Raw genomic sequence first — 20,475 nt, 5'->3', positions numbered from 1 at the left:
AAGTGTTGCTGCAAGAACCCGCGTCCCGGTACCAGGGCCACAAGTCCTACTCGTACCTGGAGCCAGATGCCGACTACCGGGTCTTCGAGCTGGCCCCGGAGATCGGTCGGGTACCCGAGCACGACCTCGGGCTCTCCGACACGCAGCGGCAGCGGGTCACGCGCCTGCTCGCCGAGCACATCGCGATCTCCCTGCACGAGCACCCGGTGATCCTGCCGGCGGACGTCACCGAGCTGCGCGCCTACAACCGGACCGCCCGGCAGCGGACCGGCTACGAGGGGCTGGCCCGGTCCGGCCTGACCGCCGTCTTCGACAACTTCATGGCCGGCGCCTCCTGCGTGACCAGCGAAAACGGCTGGAAGTGGAACGACCTCATCTACGCCCTCGGGATGCGGATGAGCGACCTCTACCAGCAGGACTACGTCACGCTGGCCACCTCGCTCGCCGACATCCGGGCGGCGAAGCGGGACGGCCGGCTGGCTCTGGTCGCCGGCCTGGAGTGCAGCAGCCCGATCGAGAACGAACTCGACCGGATCGACATCCTCTACGGCTTCGGGGTGCGGCAGCTCGGCATCGCGTACAGCCAGGCGAACATGCTCGGCGGTGGGTTGTCCGAGGCCCGGGACGGCGGGCTGACCCACTTCGGCCGGCGCGCGGTCGACCGGATGAACAAGCTCGGCATCGCCATCGACGTCTCGCACTCCGGCGACCAGACCTGCCTGGACACCATCGAGGCGAGCCGGGTGCCGGTCTTCATCACCCACGCCGGGGCGCGGTCGGTGTGGAACACCTCGCGGATGAAGCCGGACGAGGTGATCCGGGCCTGCGCCGAGCGGGGTGGGGTGATCGGCATCGAGGCCGCCCCGCACACCACCCTGTCCGAGGCGCACCTGGAGCACTCCCTCGAATCGGTGATGGACCACTTCACCTACTGCGTCGACCTGGTCGGCATCGACCACGTGACGTTCGGCCCGGACACGATGTTCGGCGACCACGTCGGGGTGCACAAGGTGTACGCCGGCAACTACGGCAAGGACGCGGGCAACAAGCCCGAGCACCCCCGGGTCGAGTACGTCTCCGGGGTGGAGAACCCGGGCGAGGCGTTCGGGAACATCGTCGGCTGGCTGGTCAAGCACGACTACTCGGACGACGAGATCGCCAAGGTGATCGGTGGCAACACCATCCGGGTACTGGAACAGGTCTGGTAACGACGTCGGGTGGTTGGCGTGCACCCGCTCGGGTGGGCGCCCAGCTACTACACTCCGTACGCCATGGCTGGCGCGGCGGAGCGAAGAGGTGAGGGTTGATGGCTCGGCGCGAGACCGCGCTACAGACCGCGCAGAGCCAACTGCGCGATCTGATCGGCAGCGAGTTCCGGACCGGTGACAAGCTGCCCAACGAGCGCGAGTTGGCCGACCGGCTGGCGGTCAGCCGGGCCACCGTGCGAGAGGTGCTGGGGCAGCTCGCCGCCGAGGGCGTACTCACCCGGACCTGGGGTGTCGGCACCTTCGTCAGCGAGCCGACCGAACGGGTACCGGTGTCGATCGGCGACGTCACCGCGCTGCGGGACCGGATCACCGCCTCCGGGCACCGGCCGGCACTCCAGGACGCGGCGGTGAGCCGGGCCGAGTGCCCGGACGACTGCGCCAAGATCCTCGGGCTGGACGTCGGTTCACCGGTCTGGCGGGTCGACCGGCTCTTCGCCGTCGACGGCGTCGCGGCGGCCTGGATCCGCGACCACCTGCCGCTGCGGGTCGGCGACCGCGAACTCGACCCGTCCGGCCTGGTCAGCATCGACCTGGACATGTTCGAGTTCCTGGCCGGTGCGACCGGGATGCCGGTACGCCGGGCCGAGATCGAGTTCGCCGCCGTACTCGCCGACGAGGCAGCCGTCGGACGGCTCAAGGTGCCGATCGGGCACCCGCTGGTCAGCGCCACCCAGATCGGCTACAACGCCGAGGGGTTGGCGCTGTTCCACGGGCACATCACGGTCCGGACCGACGTGTTGACCCTGCGGATCACCCGGGGCGCCTGAGCCTCGCCCCCGGCAGCCCGTTGGCGGTAGGCGACGGGGTCATCCGGCAGTGGCCGGCGTACCCGTGGTCAACGCCGCCTGGACGATCCGGACAGCCTCGTCCGGGTCGATGCCCGCGCTGGTGACCACTGCCGCGTACTCCGCGGCGGCGCGTCGCACGCGTTCGCGCGCCTGCTCACCGGCTGCCGACACGAAGGAGCCGGCCCGGCCCCGGGTCTCGATCAGTCCCGCCTCCTCCAGCTCCCGGTAGGTCCTGGCCACCGTGTTGGCGGCCAGGCCGAGATCGGCGGCGAGCTGGCGGATCGGCGGCAGGCGGGTGCCGACGACCAGGGTGTGATCCTGGATCTGCCGGGCGAACTGCACACGCAACTGTTCGAACGGCGGCACCGGCGACGACGCGTCGATGACGATCCCCGGTCCCGCGTCCGACGAGCCCTTGCCCACCATGCCTCCGCTCATGTAGCAACCGTTGTCGCAGGACAATACGCCAATTCCGCGCCACGGTGCCGATGTCGGCGGCAGCCGAGCCGGCGGACCAGGTCCGCCACCGCCGGTGCGCGGTGGCGGACCTGGCATGCCCGCCGGTGGCGTCAGCGGCCCGACACCGCCGTCGCCCACCTCAGCGCCGGCGGGTTGACCGGGACCCGGTCGCCGACCGGCCTGGTCAGGTCGTAGCGGTACCGGACCTACCTCCGGCGTGCTTCGAGCGCATCCAGGATCAGATCCAGGCCGTAGCCGAACTCGTGTGCGGGGTCGTAACCCGCCCGCAGGCCATGGTCGACGATCATCTCTGTGAGGTACGGCGGCTACCTGTTCGTCCTGGTGTACGCATCGCGCTCGGACTGGGTACAGAACGTGCTGGCGGCCGGCGGTGCGCGGCTCCGGGTCGCGGGGAGGGAGGTGGAACTCACCGCCCCACGCCTCGGCGGGGAGGTCGAGGCGTTCCAGCCCCTCCCCGCCGATGTGGCGCGCCCACCGAAGCTGCTGCGCATCACCGAGTTCCTCCGCATGGACCTCGTCGCAGGCTGACCGGTCGCCGCTCGTGGTCAGCGGCCGAGGCGCTGGTACTGGCGTACCGCCAGGGGCAGGAAGATCGCGGTGATGACCGCCGGCCAGAGTACGGCAGTAGTGACGGCGTGCTCCTCGATCCAGTAGCCGCTGGCCACCGCCGGGGACTCGAACAACTCCCGGATCGCCCCGGCCGTGGAGGAGACCGGATTCCAGGCGGCGACCGCGCCGAGCCAGCCCGGCATCAGGTCCGGTGGCGCGAAGACCGAGGAGACCATGCCGAACGGGAAGGCGAGCGCGAACAGGTTCCCGGCCGCCTCGGTGTTCTTCAGCATCAACCCGAGCTGGATTCCGACGAAGATGAGGGCCGTCCGCAGCCACAGCAGCAGCGCGAAGGCGGTCAGGGTCGCGGCGAGGCTGCCGCCGGGGCGCCAGCCGAGGACCAGCGCGATGACGACCAGGATGGCCAGGTCCACCGTGGCGTGGATGACGTCGGCCAGGCCACGGCCGGTGACCACCGCGGACGAGGCCATGGGCATGGACCGGAAGCGGTCGATGAAGCCCCGCTCCTTGATCATGGCTACCGCGAAGGCGGTGTTCATGAAGCCGAAGGCCATCGTCATGGCGAAGAGACCGGGCATGGCGAACTCCAGGTAGCCGGTGCCGGCACCCTGCCCCGAGACGTCCATGGCGCTGCCGAAGACGTAGACGAACATCAGCACCATGACGATCGGGAAGCCGAGCTGCCAGGCGAAGTTGGAGGGCTGCCGGACGAGGTGCGCCATTTCCTGGATCAGGATGGTCCAGCAGTCGACGACCGCCCACTTGATCCGGCTACCGAGGGTGTCGCTGGGATCCGGCGCGAGGTGGACCGTGGTCATCTGCTGGCCTCCAGGTAGGCGGTCGGACGCTTCTCGTCGGTGTGCGCGCCGGCATTCCGGCGTTCTTGGGTCAGGTGCAGGAAGGCCTCGTCCAGGGTGGGGCGCCGCAGCCCCAGGTCGGCCACGGCGATGCCCCGCTCGCGCAGTTCGGAGGCGACCTCGGTCAGGGCGGCCACGCCGTTGTCCACCGGGACGCTGACCGCGAGTACGGCGTCGTCCACCGTGGCCGTACGCCCGGCGGCGGCGACCCTGCCCACGAGCGCGCCGATCGCCGGCAGGTCGGCCGGTTCGGCCGCGACGACCTCGAGCCGTTCGTTGCCGATCCGGCGCTTCAACCCGCTCGGGGTGTCCTCGACGAGGTTCCTGCCGTGGTCGATGACCCCGATCCGGTCGCAGAGCCGGTCCGCCTCGTCGAGGTAGTGGGTGGTGAGCACCACCGTGGTGCCGCGCGAGGCCAGCTCTCCCACCGCCTGCCACACCTCGCGTCGCCCGGCCGGGTCCAGTCCGGTGGTGGGCTCGTCGAGAAACAGCACGTCAGGCGCGAGGATCATGCTGGATGCGAGGTCCAGCCGGCGTCGCATCCCACCCGAGAACTTCTTCGGCGTCTTGTCCGCCGCGTGCGAGAGGCCGAACTGGTCCAGCAGTTCCTGAGCCCGTTGCCGGGCGGCGGCCGCGCCGATGTGGAACAGGCGGCCGAACATCACCAGGTTCTGCCGGGCACTGATGTTGTCGTCGACCGCGGTGTTCTGCCCGGTCAGGCCGATGCGGCGGCGTACCAGGCGGGCCTGGGTCCGTACGTCGTAGCCGGCGACCTCGGCGCGCCCGCCGTCCGGCCGGAGCAGCGTACACAGGATGCGCACGGCGGTGGTCTTGCCGGCGCCGTTGGGGCCGAGCAGGCCGTAGACCAGACCGCGCGGCACGGCGAGGTCCAGCCCGGCCAGTGCCTCGGTGTCGCGATATCGCTTCTGCAGGCCCTCGGTGAGGACGACGTAGTCAGACGTGGGCAAGGGAAACCCTCCCTAGACTGGGTACGGTGTACGGAGATTAGCGTACGCTGTACCCAGATCACAACCGACTTGTAGGCTGACGGCACCATGACGAGCGAGCTCACCCCCACCGAGCAGTTGCGACGCAGCATCGAACTGCTCTGGGGCACCGGCGAGCGCCCCGCCCGGGGACCGAAACCGACCCTGACCCTGGACAAGATCGTCGACGCGGCGATCGCCGTCGCCGACCGGGAGGGCACCGCCGCCATCTCCATGCGGCGGGTGGCCGCGGAGCTCGGGGTCGGCGCGATGACGCTGTACCGGTACGTCCCCGGCAAGGCGGAACTCCTCGCACTGATGCTGGACAGGGTCAGCGGGCCCGGCGAGGAGGCGGTCCGGGCCGCGGAGAAGGGCTGGCGGGAACTGCTGACGGCAGTAGCCCACGACTCCTACCGGCTGCACCTGGCGCACCCCTGGCTGCTCCAGGTCAACTGGACCCGGCCGGTGATGGGCCCGAACAGCCTCGCCGGGGCCGAGATCGTCGTCGCCGCGCTGACCGGTCTCGGCCTGACCAGCCAGGAACGGATCGGCGTGATGATCGCGCTCGACGGCTTCGTCACCGGCTACGCCCGGCACCGGATCCTGTACCTCGCCGCGGCCGAGGAGAGCGGCGTCAGCGACGAGGAGTTCTGGAGCCAGCACCTTCCGGTGCTGGAGCGGGCCATGGCCTCCGGAGACTATCCGGCGATGGCCGCACTCAGCGCGGACGCGTTCGACGCGGGCTGGGACGAGACCTTCGAATTCGGCCTGCACTGCCTACTCGACGGCTTCGCCGCGCTGTTCGCCGCCCGCCGCTCGGCCCCGGCCGCCGATGCGCCGGAGGTCGATGGGGTCGCCGACTGCTCATGACACCGCGCGGCGCGCCGGTCGGCCGGCGCCGGTCGGCTCGGGTCACCTGAGCCGTGCGGCGATGGTCCGCGCACACGCCAGGGACTCGGTATGCGTCGTGTCCACCTCCAGGTCGTAGGCGACGCCCTGGTGGACCATCTCCGCCTGTGACACGGCCATTCCCCGGACCCGGTCTCCCCGGGCGACCTCACGGCCCGCGGCGACCGAACCCTCACACCGGACGCCGACCCAGAACACGTCCAGCCCGCCGAGGACCTTCTGCCAGAGCTGCTGCGACCCCCCTCCACCGAGGAAAACCTCGTCGAGGATGACCCGGGCGCCGGCACGGACCATCGCGGCGACTCCCTCCATCCACGCCGTCTGAAGCAACCGGAACTCCGGCCCGACTTTCACCCCGCCATCCGAAGTGAACTCGATGCCCCCATCCGTCGCCTGCATGGACGCGGGCATCGCATCGATCAGTGTGTCGACCCCGATGGCAAGCCATGGATCCGGTAGGACCGCCTGCAGGCACCGGGCGATTCCCGACTTACCCGAGCTCGATCCGCCATTCAGCACGATCACCTGAGTTGTCACCACGTCACGATAGAACCGCTTCCCATTGCGTCGAGAAACGGACCCTGGCGAATTACCAGGCCGAAGGTATCCGTGCATCGCCAGGACCGACGGTGGATACCGCTCCCGGCGACAGACCGGATGGTGCTGCTGCTCGCTATCGTGTGCATGCCTCGTACCTCGTGGTCCGTGGCTCATGGCTGTGCGGAGAGGGTTTGGTGATGACGGATCTGCGGGGGCTGATCGGTGAGATGGCGTCGGCGCTGGGCCGCAGCGACATAGCGGTCCTGCAAGGGCGGTACCGGCCACGGGGCGGCAGCTCGCTGCACACGTTCGACGCCGCCGGGCGGTCGGCGGTCGCGGGTACCGGGTTCGCCCTGCACGACCTGCTCCGCCGGGTGGACGAAGCGGTACGCCCGGACGGGGAGGACCGCCCGCTCGTCGTCGAACTCGCCCGCGACGGGTCTGGCCGCGCCGAGCTGCGGTACACCTTCGACCTGCCCACCGTGGCGCCGGTGCGGCTGGTGCTGGACCCCGACTACCGGCACCCCCACCACCCGGTCTCGCCGATGCCGGCGCCGCCCAACGTCGCCGTCACCGAGCGGCCCACCGATCCGGAGGTACTCGCCACCGTCCGTGCCCTCGTCGCGGAGTTCGTGCGCGAGTACACCCGGCAGACCGGGGACACGCCCGAATTCGGCGCCGGGCATTCGGAAGAGGAGATCCGGGCCGCCGAGTCGGCCATGGGCCTGCGGCTGCCCGAGGACCTCCGGGCCCTGTACCGGACCGTGTCCGGCGGTGAGGAGTACGGGCTACTCGGGGCGGGAGCGCTGCTGCCGTTGAAATCCGTGGTGGCCGAGTACCTGGACGGTGGGCCCGGAGCGTTCCTGGGCAACGACGATCTGTTCGCGGTGTTCCCGGTCGTCTACGAGGCGTACCCGCCCGGCCGGGTACGGCGGGTGTCCCGCAACGACTGGTGGGTGGAGGTCGGCACCGACCGGGGCGGCAACTTCTGCATGGTCGACCTCGATCCTGGGCCGGAGGGAACCTCCGGGCAGCTCATCCAGTACGGCAGGGACTTCCATGGGCCGGTGGGCTATGTCGCCGAGTCCGTGACGGCGGCGCTGCACGACCGTCTCGGGACGCTGCGGGACGACGGTACTGCGCGGCGTGTCTCGGCTCATCCGCCGTACAACCACTCCGAGCGGGTGGGCGAGCGGCGGGTTGCCGACGTCGTCACGGGGTTCGACGTGCAGGAGCTGTACCTCAACGACGCGACTGCCCTCCACCTGGCGGACCTGGCGCCGCTCGGCCGGCTGCGCAGTGTCTCGATAAACCGCGCGACGGCGGTCACGACGGCACTCCCGCCCGACGTGCCGGTCGAGTGGCTGTCGATCGACGCCGCCGAGCTCGACCTTTCGCAACTCGGCGGGCATCCGACCCTGTGGGGGCTGAGGCTCGCCTCCCGCTCCCCGGTCTCGATCGCGCCGCTGGTCGACCTCCCCGCTCTGGTCCACGTCGACCTGTCCGGGACCGAGGTGAGTGACCTGCACCGGATCAGGGATGTGCCCGGTCTCCGGGTGTTGGAACTCAACCTGGCCCAGTGGCGGGAGCTACGCGGCCCCGGTTCGCTGCCGACCGGGCTGGCTGCCGCGGCGCTGAACGGATTCGCCCGGCTGGAGGAGGCCGACGAGTGGGCCGATTGGCTGCGACGAGGCGCCGGGCCGCGATGAGCGGACCCGGGCTCGACATCGCCCACGACCGCCAGCGTCGGCAGCGGGCCCCGGGGCGACCCGCTCGCGCGCCGGGGCTTGAAACCATAGCGGCGAGGACGGATCCTGGGCAGTACATCGACCGTCGACAATCGGGGGTTGCGGGATGCGCCTCGTACCGGTCCTCGTCCTCACGCTCACCGCACTGCTGCCCGCCACCCCGGCCGCCGCACACGAGCACGGCAGCTCCTCACCCGGTCCGGCCACCGTGGCCGAGGTGCGGACCGCCGGAACCGCGTGGGGTGTCGATCCGGCGACCGGCCGGACCACGCTCACCGTCGACGAGTCGGTCGACAACGCCCAGGCCCGGGTACTGCGCGCCGTCGCCGACCGCTCCGGAGCGGCGTTCCGCCGCGAACCCGGCCGCCTACGCCTACTCATCGCCGGCGGACAGGCCATCTACGGCGCCGCCGGCCGGTGCTCCCTCGGCGCCAACGTACGCGCCGGCGGCACGTCCTACTTCGTCACCGCCGGGCACTGCACCCGGGCCGCCTCGACCTGGTACGCCGACAGCGGCCGGACGATCCCGCTCGGCCCCAACGCCGGCAGCAGCTTCCCCGGCAACGACTACGGCATCGTGCGCTACACCGGTGCGGTCAGCCATCCCAGCGCGGTCTACACCTACCCGCAACTGCTGCCGATCACCGGCGCCGGCAACGCGTACGTCGGTCAGGCCGTCTGCCGCAGCGGAGCCACCACCGGCGTGCGCTGCGGCACGGTGACCGGCCTCAACCAGACCGTGAACTACGCCGAGGGCAGCGTCTTCGGGCTCATCCGCACCAACATCTGCGCCGAGCCGGGCGACAGCGGCGGCCCGCTCTACTCCGCATCGACCGGCACCATCCTCGGCATCCTCTCCGGCGGCAGCGGCAACTGCACCACCGGTGGGACGACGTACTACCAGCCGATCATGGAGATCCTCGCCGCGTACGGCGTCACCGTCCCGTAGCCCAGGAACGCCGGTCAGCCACACACCGTGCCCGAGCGACGGGCATCGGTTCCACAGGCGAGCGGCGTCCACTCCGTACCACTGAGCCGGTCTCCGGTTCCCACCTGGCCGCAGCATCGCCAACCCTTCGGCAACCCTCGACTCCTACCATCCGCGCCGGCCGGAGCCGGCCAGCGGCGCACCTTGCCGTACGGTTGGGCGAACCGCTGTCGTCGACCTCGGAAGCGGGTTGTGTTCGGTGACCACTCCGGTAATCCTCGACTGTGACCCGGGCCATGACGACGCGCTGGCCCTCCTGCTGGCCGCGGCCGACCCCCGGATCGACCTACTCGCCATCACCACGGTCGCCGGCAACCAGACCCTCGACAAGACCACGGTGAACGCGCGGCGGATCTGCACCGCCGCCGGCATCACCGATGTGCCGATCGCCGCCGGATGCGCCGGGCCGCTCGCCGGCGAACTGCGGGTGGCGCCGGAGATCCACGGGGCGAGCGGGCTCGACGGCCCGACTCTGGGCGAACCGACGGTGCCAGTCCTCGACGAGCACGCCGTCGCGCTGATCCGCCGAATCCTGCTCGATCATCCGGAACCCGTCACGCTCGTCCCCACCGGACCGCTCACCAACATCGCGACGCTGCTGCGGGACCACCCCGAGGTGGCGCCGAAGATCCGCGAAATCGTGTTCATGGGTGGCTCGACCGGACGCGGGAACGTCACGCCGTACGGCGAGTTCAACGTGGTGGTGGATCCGGAAGCCGCCCAGATCGTGCTGCGTTCCGGCCTGCCGGTGACGATGTGCGGACTGAACATCACACACCAGGCGCTGGTGACGCCGGACGTCATCGCGAGATTCCGGCGGCTCGACACCGACCTCGCGCGGATCTGCATCGACCTCATGACGTTCTTCGCGGCGACGTACCAGAACGTGTTCGGGCTGGCCGATCCGCCGCTGCACGATCCGATCGCCGTTGCCCGGGTGATAGACGCGTCGATGGTCACCTGCGTACCGGCGCCGGTCGCGGTGGAACTGGCCGGGACACACACCCGGGGCGCGACCGTGGTCGACCTGCACCACCGAACCGCCACGCCGGACAACGCCAACGTGGCACTGCACCTGGACGTCGAGGCGTTCTGGGAGTTGGTGCTCGGCGCCGTCGAACGGCTGGCGTCACCGGCGCGCCGCCGGTGACGACCGCGCGTGCCGAAGGGTGCCGGAGGAGGCCGCGCCCGTTGCCGGCGCGCTTCCCGGAGGCGGGGTCAGGCCAGGCGGGTTCAGATGAAGGTGGGCTTGGTGAGCCGCCAGGCGGCTCCGATGAGGCCGACGTGGGACAGCGCCAGCGGGGTGTTGCCAAGGTGCGCGCCGGTGCGGGGGTCGATCTGTTCGGCGAACAGCCCGAGGTCGTTGGCGCGGGCGGCGGTGCGTTCGAAGAGGGCGGCGGCCCGTTCGGTCTCGCCGGCCATCGCCAGGCATTCGACCAACCAGAACGTGCAGATCACGAAGCCGGCCGGATCGTCCGGCCAGCGGCGGACCAGTCCTTCCGTCGTCAGGTCTGTCGCGATGGCCTCGATGGTGGCCCGCATCCGCGGATCGGAGGCCGCCACCATGCCCGTCCCGGGCAGGATCAGCACCGAGGCGTCCAGTTCCGACGATCCGATGGTTCCGGTGTAGGCACCGACGCGCTCGTTCCAGCCGTCGCGCAGCACCGTGCGCCGGATCTCGTCGCGGACGGCGGTCCACCGCTCCGGATCGGCGCGCGGGCCGAGGATCGGCGCGAGTTTCACCGCGCTGTCCAGCGCGCCCCAGCACAGCGCCTTCGACGCGAGGTAGTGCCGTCCGGGGCCGCGTTCCTCCCACATGCCGGCGTCCGGTTCCCGCCAGTGCGTGGCCTGCTCGGCCAGGCCGACCAGCAACGCCCGTAGCTCCTCGGTGACGTCGCCGAGTCGGTCACGGAGCAGGTACGCACAGAGCAGTACCTCGCCGGGCACGTCGTGCTGCCGCTGCTGCCAGGCGCCGTTGCCGACCCGGACCGGCCGACTGCCGGCGTAGCCGCGCAGATGGTCGAGGGAGTACTCGGCCAGGTTCCGCTCGCCGGTCACCCCGTACATGACCGGCACGGGTTCGTCACCGGTACGGCCGGCCGAGCGGGCCGCCCAGTCGAAGAGCCGGCCGGTCTCCTCCGGGCAGGCGGTGACCCAGAGCGCCCGCATGGTCAGGAAGAAGTCCCGCAGCCAGGCGTAGCGGTAGTCGAAGTTGTCGGTGCCGCCGAGCCGCTCCGGCAGGGACGTCGTGACGGCGGCGACCACCGCCCCGCTGGGCCGGTAGGTCAGGCCCTGCACGATCAACGCGTGCTGCCGCACGAGGTCGCGGTAACGACCGTTGTACTGGTGCAGATCCTCCCCCGCCCGCCAGGCCTCGACGGTGTCCCGCAGCGCCGGTACCGGATCCAGTTGCCGTGGCGGTGGGCCGTCGGCCGGCGCGGACGCCAGGTCGAAGCCGAAGACCTGACCGGCGGCGACGTCGAACTCGCCAACCGCCCGCCCGCGCGCACAGTCCAGCGGCACCGGGGCGCGCAGGGCCAGGGCCAGCGGGCCGGCGGTGGTGAGCACCTGCCCGTCGCGGCAGTGCAGGTACGGAACTATCAGCCCGTATTCCGGTCTCGGGACGTACTCGCAGCACATCCGTACCGTGCCGGTGAGTCCTTCGACGACCCGGGCCAGCACCATCGGAGAATTCCGTCCGAGGTCGTGTGCATGCACCCCGGGCTCCGCCAGCAGCGCGTCGGTGACCGCGACGCTGCCGGTGCCGGTACGGTGCACGGTCCGCAGCACCAGCGAACCGTCGACGTACGCCCGCTCCGTCCGCGGTTCCGATCCGGGCACCGGGCAGAGGGCCCAGTGTCCGGCGTCCGGGTCCAGCAGCCGGCCGAACACCGACGGCGCGTCGAACCGGCCCGGGCACCACCAGTCGATTGAGCCGCCCCGGCTGACCAACGCCGCCGACGCGCAGTCAGACAGCAGACCGTAGTCGGCGATGGCGGCCTCGGACATTCCGCGTGAATACCCGATTTTGCTGTGATTAGCCCTCCCGCGGAGCGGAGCCGTCCGAGCGTCCGTGGTGGGCCGGCTACCCGGAGCCCTCCGGCCTGCGATCCGTGTATCCCGCGTAGACCGGGCACTCCGTGCACGCCGCCCGGTCGCAGAGCCGGCACAGCCGGGCCAGGCACCGCTCGTCGGCCGGCTGCGGCCGCAGGAGGGCCGTGGCGATGCCGGTCAACTGCCGGCGCTGCTCGGCGGACAACGGTGCGAGCAGCTCGGTCAGGACCTGGCGTCGGGCCCGCAGTACCTGCTCGGCGATCCGCAGCCCGGCAGCAGTGAGGTGCAGGAGATAGCTGCGTGCGTCGCTGCCGGGTCGTCGCTCGATCCAGCCCGACTGGACGAGGCGGCGGACGAGGTGTGCGGTCCCCGGTTGGGAGAGGCCGAGGACGTGGCCGAGCCACTCCGCGGTGGCTCCCGGCTGGTCCTTGAGCACTACCAGCGCCTCGGGCAGTGACCCGGCGGCTCCCGCTTCGGCGGTCACGGCCGCCCGGACCGTGCCTTCGATAAGCAGACTCAGCGCGCCGAGCAGGTTTGGCGCGTCGTCGGCGGGAACATTCATAACTTATGAATCTACCGCGTCGCAGCCTCGCCGTCATCGCCGCGACCAACCTCGCCCAGCTACCGATCGCCCTGCGACAACTACTGGTCGTGCTGCTCGGCCACCACAACAGTGGTAGCTACGCCGTCGCCGGCGCCGCCGGCGCCGCCTGCGGGGTCGGCCTCGCCACCAGCGCCCCGCTGGCCGGCCGGCTGCTCACCCGGCTGGGGCATCGGAGAGTCCTGCTCGGATTCGGGATGCTGCACGCCTCGGCACTGATCGGGCTCAGTTTCGCCGCCACCCCGGCCGGCTACCTCACCCTCGCCGCCGTGGCTGGTCTGGCCACGCCTCCGGTCACCAGCAGCAGCCGCGCGATCCTGCCGGCCCTGGTACCCGCCTCCGCGCTCAGTCGGGCCTACGCGCTCAACGCGGTCGGGCAGGAGGTGCTGTACGTCGCCGGCCCGCTGGCCGTAACGGTGATCCTCGGCTACGTCGGTCCGGCAGCGGCACTGCTGGCGTTCACCGCGGTCGGCACCATCGCACTGCTCCTCGACGCCGCGATCATCCCACCCTTCGGCAGCCGCGCCGAGCCGGCCGCCCCGGCCTGGACGGGGCCGGCCCGGGTGGCCGTACTCACGCTGGTCGGAGTGCATTTCGCGTACATGGTCGGGATGGGCGCCATGTGGGTACTGCTCCCCGCCTTCGCCACGGAGAACGGCCGTCCGAACCAGACCGGGCTGCTGATCGCGGTCTGGTCGGCCGCGAGCCTGGTGGGTGGGCTGCTGCTGGTGAAACGGGGCCGCTCCGGCGGCGTCGTGGTCAGCTACCTGGCCCTGCTGGCGGCACTGGCGCTCACCTCCGGCACGCTGCTGTTGCCGCGCACCGTGCCCCAGATGGGTCTCGCCCTGCTGGCTTTCGGCCTCGCGCTGGCGCCGTGGCTCGCCACCACCGACGAACTCATGGTCCGGACCGTGCCACCGCACCGCAGCGCGGAGAGCTACGGCTGGCAGCAGACCGCCGGCCAACTCGGGCTGGCGGCAGGTTCGGCCAGCAGCGGGCTGGTCAACGACCACATCGGCACCAGGGCCGCGTTCCTGGTCGTGTCCACCACCCTGCTTGCCGGCTTCGCGGTCGCCTACCGGCAGCGTGCGGGTCTCCAGGCCGCCGCCGAAGGTGAACGTTACCGACTGTCACATCCGGACGTCCAAGGGGCGCCGTCCTGATCGAATGACGATGCCGGCCTCCCGCATCCTGGCTCCGATGTGGGACCAGATCGGCCGGCCAGCGCCGAGCTGCGCCTCACGGGCCGCCACAGGTGTCATTATGATGCGATGACGGACGGAAGGCGGGAGATGTCCCCGGAACTCGGTTCCACCGCGGCCGTTCTGTCCTTGACGGTGGTACGCGACGGCACCGGGATCCGGGTGGCAGCCGACGGCGAGGTGGACATGAGCACCGCCGACAACCTACGAGACTGTCTGGACGAGTTGCTGGACCAGAAGCCCGACAGACTCACGGTCGACCTGACCAGGGTCACCTTCCTGGACTCCAGCGGTATCGCCACACTCGTGCACGCCTACAACCGGGCGGTCAAACAAGACGCCGGTCTGAATGTGGTGAACTGCCAGAGAAACGTTCGCCGGGTCCTGGAGTTGACCGGCCTGCTCGCCGTCATGGGCGACGGCACCTGAGACCCTGCACCGGGCAGCCGGTCGGCCGTTCAGGTAGATCAGGACCGCCGGGCCCAGCGATGGTCGTCCTCGTCCGCCGGCAGGCCCAGCTTCGCCAGCGGGCTCCCGATGTGCTTCGTCCGACGCGGTACCGGAGCACGCGCCGGACGCCGTTGTGATGCCCAGTCGAGTAGCGCGGGTCGGTTCTGGGTAGCTGAAGGTCCGTGAGCGCTGTCCCGCAGGTTCTGGTGGTCGGACAACTGGCCCGCGATCTCGTACTGGTGGTCGACCGGATGCCACCGGCCGGCAGCGCCGCCGACGTCCGGTGCCGCCGCGAGATGCTCGGCGGCAAGGGCGCCAACCAGGCGGTCGCGCTGGCCCAGCTCGGTGCCCGTCCGATCCTGCTCGCCGTGGCCGGCGACGACCGGGTCGGTACGGACCTGTTGGCGCAGGCGCGCCGGGACGGTGTCGATGTGTCGCGGGTACGCCGCCGGGTCGGGGCGGACACGGGGCTGATCGTGGAGGCGCTGGACGCCGAGGGAGGCTGGCGCTACCTGCAGCACCTGCCCGACGACATGCTGCTGACCGAGGCGGACGTGCGGGAGGCGGCGGAGGCGTTCACCGCCGACGGCGTACTGGTGCAGCTCCAGCAGCCACCACCGGCGGCGCTGGCGGCGGCGCGGCTCGCCCGGGAGGCGGGCCGGCTGCTCGTGCTCGACGGCGCGCCGGCCGACGACGAGCACCGCCAGCCGCTGCTGGCGGCCGCCGACGTGCTGCGGGCGGACGACCGGGAGACCGAGTTGCTGACCGGTGCCTCCGCCGACGACCCGGATCGGGTCCGCGCCGCTGCCGAGCGACTCCTCCGCGCCGGCCCGGGTCTGGTCGTGCTCGGCCTCGGGCCGGCAGGAAACCTCTTCGTCTGGGACGACCGTCGCTGGGGCCGGGGGCATCTGCTGGTGCCGCTCAGCGAGGAGAAGGTCGTGGACACCACCGGCGCGGGAGACGCGCTGACCGCCGCGCTCACCGTGGCGCTGCTGCGCGGTGATCCGCCGCCGGACGCCGCCCGGTACGCGGTGGCCGCCGCCGGGGCCAGTGTCGGGCATCCCGGAGGCCGCCCCGCGCTCGGCGGCGCTGCGGTACGGAAGCGGCTGGCGGACCTCGCTCCCGAGTCCGGTGACGATCGGCTGATCGGCGGCGAGGCGTGAGCGTCGACACCGGGCCCACCCGTGGGGAGCGGCAGCCGACGATATCGATACCACGAGCCCGGACCGGGCACCCGGATCCGGACGCGCCGACCTGGCAGGTCCGCGAGGACGGCCTCGACCACACCGCGCTGGCCGACCTGGAGTCCGTCTTCGCGCTGGCCAACGGCCAGCTCGGCGTCCGTGGCGTACTGGAGGAGGGCGGGGCCAGCGGCAACCCGGGCAGCTACCTCAACTCGTGCTACGAGGAATGCGAGCTGACCTACCCGGAGGGCGGCTACGCCTTTCCGGAGCGGAACCAGGTGCTGGTCGGTGCGCCGGAGGGGACCCGGGTCCGGCTGTTCGTGGCCGGCCACCCGGTCGACCCGACGGTCGACGGCACGGACCGGCATGAACGGATCCTCGACCTGCGTGAGGGCACCCTTCGACGGTCGTTCGGCTGGACCGCCCCGTCCGGTGCGGCGGTAGAGGTGCACAGCACCCGGCTGGTCTCGTTCGTCCACCCCGCGGTGCTGGCGATCCGCTACGAGGTCGCCGCCACCGACCGGCCGGTACGGATCCGGCTGCACTCGGAGCTTCGGGCCAACCCGGCACTGCCCGAGCAGGACACCGAGGACCCGAGGGCGCCGACCGTCCTCGAACGGCCGCTGCTGCCGGAGCGGCACGTGACCGACGGCCTCGGTGGCGTCCTGGCGCATCGGGCACGGCGCAGCGGGCACCGGATCGTCGCCGCCGTCACGCACCTGCTCGACGCAGCGGGAGCGGAGGTCGACGTGGACAGCGGCCCGGACCTGGTGCGGGTCGCCGTCGAGACCCGGCTCGCGCCGGGGCAGCGACTCCGGGTGACGAAACTGGTCGGGTACGCCTGGTCCGGGCAGCGACCGCTCGACGCGCTGATCGCCGACGCGGGTACGGCGGTCGCGGAGGCGGCACGGGGCGGCTGGGCTGGACTCCGCGCCGACCAGCAGGGCTACCTGGACGGGTTCTGGGCCGACGCGGACGTGGTCGTCGACGGCGATCCGCAGCTCCAGCAGGCCGTACGATTCGCGCTCTTCCACCTGTTGCAGGCCACCGCCCGGGCGGGTGAGCGTCCGTTGCCGGCCAAGGGGCTGACCGGCAACGGATACGACGGCCACACCATGTGGGACGCCGAGACATTCGTGCTGCCGGTCCTGACCTACCTGCGGCCGGACGCCGCCGCGGCGGCGCTGCGCTGGCGGCACGCCACCCTCGACCGGGCCCGGGAGCGGGCCGGCGAGCTGCGGCTGGCCGGTGCGGCCTTCCCATGGCGGACCATCGACGGACGGGAGTGCTCGGGGTACTGGCCGGCCGGTACGGCGGCGCTGCACGTCAACGCCGACATCGCCGCAGCCGTGCTGCGGTACGTCGCCGTCACCGACGACCGTGCCCTCCTCCGGGACGCCGGGCTGGAACTGCTGGTCGAGACGGCCCGGCTCTGGAACCGGGTGGGCCACTTCGACGACGCGGGCGGCTTCCACATCGACGGTGTCACCGGGCCGGACGAGTACACCGCGCTCGGCAACGACAACCTGTTCACCAACGTCATGGCCCGGCGCAACCTGCTCGGTGCCGTCGGGGCGGCCGAACTGCTGCCGGACCGGGCCCGGCAACTCGGCGTCGAGCAGGCGGAGTTGGACGCCTGGCGGGCGGCCGCCGAGGCGATGCACCTTCCGTACGACGACGGACGGGAGGTGCACCAGCAGTGCGCCGGGTTCACCGCGCTCGAGGAGTGGGACTTCGCCGGCACCCCGGCCGACGAGTACCCGCTGCTGCTGCACTACCCCTATCTGGAGCTCTACCGTCGACAGGTGATCAAGCAGGCCGACGTCGTGCTGGCGATGCAGCACTGCGGTGAGCTGTTCACCCCGGAGCAGAAGGCCGGCAACTTCGCCTACTACCAGCGGCGTACCGTCGGCGACTCGTCGCTGTCGGCGAGCGCGCAGGCGATCCTCGCCGCCGAACTCGGGCACCTCGAACTCGGCTACGCCCACCTCGCCGAGTCGGCCCTACAGGACCTGCACGGTCTCGCCGGGCAGAGCCGCGACGGCCTGCACATCGCCGCCCTCGCCGGCGTCTGGCTGGCGCTGGTGACGGGCTTCGGCGGACTCCGGGACGGCGGCGGCGAACTCGCGTTCGCGCCTCGGCTGCCGGCGGCACTGACCCGACTGGAGTTCTCGCTCCGCTGGCGGGGCCGCCGGCTCCGGGTCACGGTCACCGGGAACACCGCGACCTACCTGCTGCGGGACGGTACCGACGAGCACGGAATCCGGCTGCGCCACCACGGGACGCGGGTGCACCTCCGACCGCGCCGCCCCCGTCTGCTGCCGCTGCCGGAACTCCCCGACCCCGGCCCGGAACCCGTCGCACCACCCGGTCGGGCCCCCCGACGCCGGCTTGCCGGGCAGCCGGTGACCGCCATCCGGGCGGCCCGGCCCGGTGTTGGTGCGCCCGTGCCGCCACCGGCTCAGCCCGGTCCGGAGGCCCCGGCACCCGGATGAGGCCGGAGGCCGCGGCAGGCAAACGAGGCCGGAGGCCCCGGCGCACGGGTGAAGCGGGCACGCCGACGCCGTCCGGACGGCCAGGATCTGCCGAGGGAGGACCGGCGGCGGCCCGGACGGCGGCGCCCGACGGCACAGCTCGGGCGTACCAGGAATGACCTGGCCGGTGCGGGGGCAGAGTGACGGCATGGATCAGCAGGCGACCGCAGGGATGTACCTGATCGAGGAGCTTTGCCAGTTGGCCGAACTGGTGCGGCAGGCGCCCGCGGACGAGGAACTGTACGTGCGGTGGTCCCACGGCCCGGACGCCGACCACGTCGGGCGGGGTGCGTCCCGGCAGACCAGCCGGGACGCGCTCACCGGCGTGCCACTGCCGGGCCTGTCCGCCAACCCGCTGCGGGTCGAGCCGTGGTGGGGTGACCGCTCGCTGCATCTCTGGGTCGCCCGGCGTCTCTACGACTACTGCCATGTCCGGGAACTCCGCGGCCCGGGAGCCTCCCCCTGGGTGCTGACCGGCCGGGAGTGCGGACGGGGACCGGACAACGAACCGCTGGTGATCTGCCGCCGACCGGTCGCGTGGGTGGGCGAGAAGGCACTCCGCGAGGCCGACCTGGCGATCCGGGGACAACGATCCGAAGAATGGGGCCCGTTGCACCGTGCGGATCAGGACGGCGAGGACGAGCGGCGAGGGTACGGCGAGGACGAGCGGCGAGGGTTGGGACTGGGCGCCGCGCCGTGAGCGTGGCCGTCAGCGGGCGCGGGTATAGCGACGACATGACGCATGAACCGGGTTCGGCGGAGTCGTACTGGATGGATTCGACGGCGGCGACCTCGTTCGCCGCGCTGGCCGACGACGTCGAGGTCGACGTGGCGGTGATCGGCGGCGGTATCGCGGGCCTCTGCACGGCCTGGGAGTTGGCCCGGACCGGGGCCGCGGTCGCGGTCCTCGAGGCCGACCGGATCGCCACCGGGGTCACCGGCTACACGACCGCGAAACTGACCGCCCAACACGGCCTCGTCTACGCCCACCTGCGGTCGAAACTCGACGAGCAGGCCGCCCGCTGGTACGCGACGTCCCAACTCGACGCCATCGAGCACGTCGCCGCGACAGCCCTCGACCTGGGCATCGACTGCGACCTGGAGCGACTGCCCGCCTACACCTACCTGTCCGAGGGGAAACGCGGCCAGATCGAGGCCGAGGTCCAGGCGGCACGCGTCGCCGGCCTGCCGGCGTCGCTGGTCACCGAGTCCGGGCTGCCGTACCCGATCGGTGCCGCCATCCGCGTCGACCGGCAGGCCCAGTTCCATCCCCGCCGTTACCTGCTCGGGCTGGCCGCCGACCTCGTCCGCCGGGGCGGACGCATCTTCGAACGCACCCGCGTCGTCGACCTGACCGAGGGCGAGCCGTGCCGGCTCGGCACCGAGAGCGGTGCCACGGTGACGGCCCGGGACGTCGTGGTCGCGACCCACTACCCGATCTTCGACCGGGCGGGCCTGTTCACCCGGCTGGTACCACACCGTGAACTCGTGGTCGCCGCCGTCATCGACGCCGGTGACGACCCGGCCGGCATGTACGTCACGCCGGAGGAGAACACCCGTTCGGTCCGTACCGCCCCGTACGGCGACGGGCGCCGGCTGCTCATCGTGACCGGCGAGTCGTTCCAGCCAGGAACGCCGGGAGTGCGCGAGCGCCTGGACAGGCTCGCCGGCTGGACCGGTGAACACTTCCCGGTCGACACGCTGGCATACCACTGGGCGGCTCAGGACAACACCAGCACCGACCGGATCCCCTACATCGGCCTGCTACACCCGGGCGCCTCGCACGTCTACGTGGCGACCGGCTTCAACGCCTGGGGAATGACCAACGGAGTACTGGCCGGCCGGCTGCTGACCGCTCTCATCGACGGAACGGACCCGCCGCCCTGGAGCAAGCTGTACGACCCCCGCCGCCTGCATCCCGTGGTCGAGGCGGTGCCCCTGATCAAAGCCGCGGCCGAGGTCGCCAGGCGGTTCGTCGGAGACCGGCTGCGACCGGCCAGCTACGCCGACTCCCCCGAGCAGCTCGCACCCGGCGACGGGGCCGTGATCCGGATGGGCGGGCGGCGCTGTGCGGTCTACCGTGACGACTCCGGCGACCTGCACTCGGTCTCGGCGACCTGCACCCACCTGGGCTGCGTCGTCGCGTTCAACGATGTCGAGAAGACCTGGGACTGCCCGTGCCACGGTTCCCGTTTCGATGTCGACGGCGCCGTACTGCACGGGCCGGCCACCACACCGCTGCCGCCCGCGCGCACCTGATCCCGGGCCGCGCCTCGCCGCTGACCGGCTCGCCGCCCGAAGGTGCCAACCGGGCTC

General features: G+C 71.7%; 19 protein-coding genes. 13 read left to right on the top strand and 6 right to left on the bottom strand.

Going from position 1 to position 20,475, the window contains the following annotated elements; genetic code table 11:
- The first annotated feature begins 5 nt into the window (after positions 1–5).
- The gene (locus ACSMXO_RS18880; protein WP_455418770.1) at positions 6–1,208 is read left to right on the top strand and encodes a dipeptidase; all 1,203 of its coding nucleotides are present in this window, start codon (positions 6–8) and stop codon (positions 1,206–1,208) included.
- A gap of 98 nt (positions 1,209–1,306) precedes the next feature.
- Positions 1,307–2,035, top strand: coding sequence for a GntR family transcriptional regulator (locus tag ACSMXO_RS18875; protein ID WP_346257376.1), 729 nt, complete (start codon positions 1,307–1,309; stop codon positions 2,033–2,035).
- A gap of 39 nt (positions 2,036–2,074) precedes the next feature.
- Here the strand turns inward: ACSMXO_RS18875 and ACSMXO_RS18870 are convergent, their stop codons facing one another.
- Positions 2,075–2,494, bottom strand: a complete 420-nt coding sequence (locus ACSMXO_RS18870) for a GntR family transcriptional regulator (protein ID WP_455418769.1) — start codon at positions 2,492–2,494, stop codon at positions 2,075–2,077.
- A 333-nt stretch (positions 2,495–2,827) separates the two neighbouring features.
- On the opposite strand from ACSMXO_RS18870, the gene ACSMXO_RS18865 reads away from it, so the two are divergent.
- On the top strand, positions 2,828–3,064 hold the full coding sequence (locus ACSMXO_RS18865) for a hypothetical protein (protein ID WP_455418768.1): 237 nt from the start codon (positions 2,828–2,830) through the stop codon (positions 3,062–3,064).
- Between the two features lie 17 nt (positions 3,065–3,081).
- On the opposite strand, the gene ACSMXO_RS18860 is transcribed toward ACSMXO_RS18865, so the two are convergent.
- Positions 3,082–3,924: an ABC transporter permease gene (locus tag ACSMXO_RS18860; protein WP_455418767.1), complete on the bottom strand. Its 843-nt coding sequence runs from the start codon at positions 3,922–3,924 to the stop codon at positions 3,082–3,084.
- Positions 3,921–4,931: an ATP-binding cassette domain-containing protein gene (locus ACSMXO_RS18855; protein WP_455418766.1), complete on the bottom strand. Its 1,011-nt coding sequence runs from the start codon at positions 4,929–4,931 to the stop codon at positions 3,921–3,923. Before ACSMXO_RS18855 ends, ACSMXO_RS18860 begins: the two co-directional genes overlap by 4 nt.
- Positions 4,932–5,018: 87 nt before the next feature.
- Between ACSMXO_RS18855 and ACSMXO_RS18850 the strand changes: the two genes are divergently transcribed.
- Entirely contained in the window at positions 5,019–5,819 is an 801-nt protein-coding gene (locus tag ACSMXO_RS18850) for a TetR/AcrR family transcriptional regulator (protein ID WP_455418765.1), read from the top strand.
- Positions 5,820–5,861: 42 nt separating this feature from the next.
- Here the strand turns inward: ACSMXO_RS18850 and cpt are convergent, their stop codons facing one another.
- Positions 5,862–6,395 carry a chloramphenicol phosphotransferase CPT gene (cpt, locus tag ACSMXO_RS18845; RefSeq protein WP_346257370.1) on the bottom strand — a complete coding sequence of 178 codons (534 nt, stop codon included), beginning with the start codon at positions 6,393–6,395 and terminating at the stop codon, positions 5,862–5,864.
- A 200-nt stretch (positions 6,396–6,595) separates the two neighbouring features.
- On the opposite strand from cpt, the gene ACSMXO_RS18840 reads away from it, so the two are divergent.
- From ACSMXO_RS18840 to ACSMXO_RS18830, 3 genes are all read left to right on the top strand, one after another.
- A complete protein-coding gene (locus tag ACSMXO_RS18840) occupies positions 6,596–8,107 on the top strand; it encodes an SMI1/KNR4 family protein (RefSeq protein ID WP_455418764.1) in 1,512 nt (503 codons plus the stop codon).
- A gap of 145 nt (positions 8,108–8,252) precedes the next feature.
- Positions 8,253–9,095, top strand: coding sequence for a S1 family peptidase (locus tag ACSMXO_RS18835; RefSeq protein WP_455418763.1), 843 nt, complete (start codon positions 8,253–8,255; stop codon positions 9,093–9,095).
- Positions 9,096–9,333: 238 nt separating this feature from the next.
- Positions 9,334–10,284, top strand: coding sequence for a nucleoside hydrolase (locus ACSMXO_RS18830; protein WP_455418762.1), 951 nt, complete (start codon positions 9,334–9,336; stop codon positions 10,282–10,284).
- An 83-nt stretch (positions 10,285–10,367) separates the two neighbouring features.
- Here the strand turns inward: ACSMXO_RS18830 and ACSMXO_RS18825 are convergent, their stop codons facing one another.
- Both ACSMXO_RS18825 and ACSMXO_RS18820 read right to left on the bottom strand, forming a co-directional pair.
- Positions 10,368–12,143, bottom strand: coding sequence for a glycoside hydrolase family 15 protein (locus ACSMXO_RS18825; protein WP_455418761.1), 1,776 nt, complete (start codon positions 12,141–12,143; stop codon positions 10,368–10,370).
- 76 nt (positions 12,144–12,219) lie between these two features.
- Positions 12,220–12,750 (bottom strand): MarR family winged helix-turn-helix transcriptional regulator, encoded by a 531-nt coding sequence (locus tag ACSMXO_RS18820; protein WP_346257365.1) that lies wholly within the window; start codon positions 12,748–12,750, stop codon positions 12,220–12,222.
- Between the two features lie 5 nt (positions 12,751–12,755).
- Here ACSMXO_RS18820 and ACSMXO_RS18815 point away from each other — a divergent pair, with 5 nt between their 5' ends.
- The 6 genes from ACSMXO_RS18815 (at position 12,756) to ACSMXO_RS18790 (ending at position 20,418) form a co-directional block, all read left to right on the top strand.
- On the top strand, positions 12,756–13,952 hold the full coding sequence (locus ACSMXO_RS18815) for an MFS transporter (protein WP_455418760.1): 1,197 nt from the start codon (positions 12,756–12,758) through the stop codon (positions 13,950–13,952).
- 108 nt (positions 13,953–14,060) lie between these two features.
- Positions 14,061–14,420 (top strand): STAS domain-containing protein, encoded by a 360-nt coding sequence (locus ACSMXO_RS18810; RefSeq protein WP_346257363.1) that lies wholly within the window; start codon positions 14,061–14,063, stop codon positions 14,418–14,420.
- 203 nt (positions 14,421–14,623) lie between these two features.
- A complete protein-coding gene (locus tag ACSMXO_RS18805) occupies positions 14,624–15,604 on the top strand; it encodes a PfkB family carbohydrate kinase (protein WP_455418759.1) in 981 nt (326 codons plus the stop codon).
- Positions 15,601–18,120 carry a glycoside hydrolase family 65 protein gene (locus ACSMXO_RS18800; protein ID WP_455418758.1) on the top strand — a complete coding sequence of 840 codons (2,520 nt, stop codon included), beginning with the start codon at positions 15,601–15,603 and terminating at the stop codon, positions 18,118–18,120. The genes ACSMXO_RS18805 and ACSMXO_RS18800 overlap by 4 nt, the downstream gene beginning before the upstream one ends.
- 187 nt (positions 18,121–18,307) lie before the next feature.
- On the top strand, positions 18,308–18,859 hold the full coding sequence (locus ACSMXO_RS18795) for a DUF6098 family protein (RefSeq protein ID WP_455418757.1): 552 nt from the start codon (positions 18,308–18,310) through the stop codon (positions 18,857–18,859).
- 35 nt (positions 18,860–18,894) lie between these two features.
- On the top strand, positions 18,895–20,418 hold the full coding sequence (locus ACSMXO_RS18790; RefSeq protein ID WP_455418756.1) for an FAD-dependent oxidoreductase: 1,524 nt from the start codon (positions 18,895–18,897) through the stop codon (positions 20,416–20,418).
- Positions 20,419–20,475: the final 57 nt, after the last annotated feature.

The sequence above is a fragment of the Plantactinospora sp. DSM 117369 genome, assembly GCF_053764795.1.
Note: the sequence above shows the minus strand (reverse complement) of the source record. Positions and strands in the feature narration are given on the sequence as shown.

Coding starts and splice junctions, on each gene's coding strand:
- ACSMXO_RS18875 (WP_346257376.1), top strand. CDS start 1,307: ATGGCTCGGCGCGAGACCGCGCTACAGACCGCGCAGAGCCAACTGCGC.
- ACSMXO_RS18870 (WP_455418769.1), bottom strand. CDS start 2,494: ATGAGCGGAGGCATGGTGGGCAAGGGCTCGTCGGACGCGGGACCGGGG.
- ACSMXO_RS18860 (WP_455418767.1), bottom strand. CDS start 3,924: ATGACCACGGTCCACCTCGCGCCGGATCCCAGCGACACCCTCGGTAGC.
- ACSMXO_RS18850 (WP_455418765.1), top strand. CDS start 5,019: ATGACGAGCGAGCTCACCCCCACCGAGCAGTTGCGACGCAGCATCGAA.
- ACSMXO_RS18840 (WP_455418764.1), top strand. CDS start 6,596: ATGACGGATCTGCGGGGGCTGATCGGTGAGATGGCGTCGGCGCTGGGC.
- ACSMXO_RS18835 (WP_455418763.1), top strand. CDS start 8,253: ATGCGCCTCGTACCGGTCCTCGTCCTCACGCTCACCGCACTGCTGCCC.
- ACSMXO_RS18825 (WP_455418761.1), bottom strand. CDS start 12,143: ATGTCCGAGGCCGCCATCGCCGACTACGGTCTGCTGTCTGACTGCGCG.
- ACSMXO_RS18820 (WP_346257365.1), bottom strand. CDS start 12,750: ATGAATGTTCCCGCCGACGACGCGCCAAACCTGCTCGGCGCGCTGAGT.
- ACSMXO_RS18815 (WP_455418760.1), top strand. CDS start 12,756: ATGAATCTACCGCGTCGCAGCCTCGCCGTCATCGCCGCGACCAACCTC.
- ACSMXO_RS18810 (WP_346257363.1), top strand. CDS start 14,061: ATGACGGACGGAAGGCGGGAGATGTCCCCGGAACTCGGTTCCACCGCG.
- ACSMXO_RS18795 (WP_455418757.1), top strand. CDS start 18,308: ATGGATCAGCAGGCGACCGCAGGGATGTACCTGATCGAGGAGCTTTGC.
- ACSMXO_RS18790 (WP_455418756.1), top strand. CDS start 18,895: ATGACGCATGAACCGGGTTCGGCGGAGTCGTACTGGATGGATTCGACG.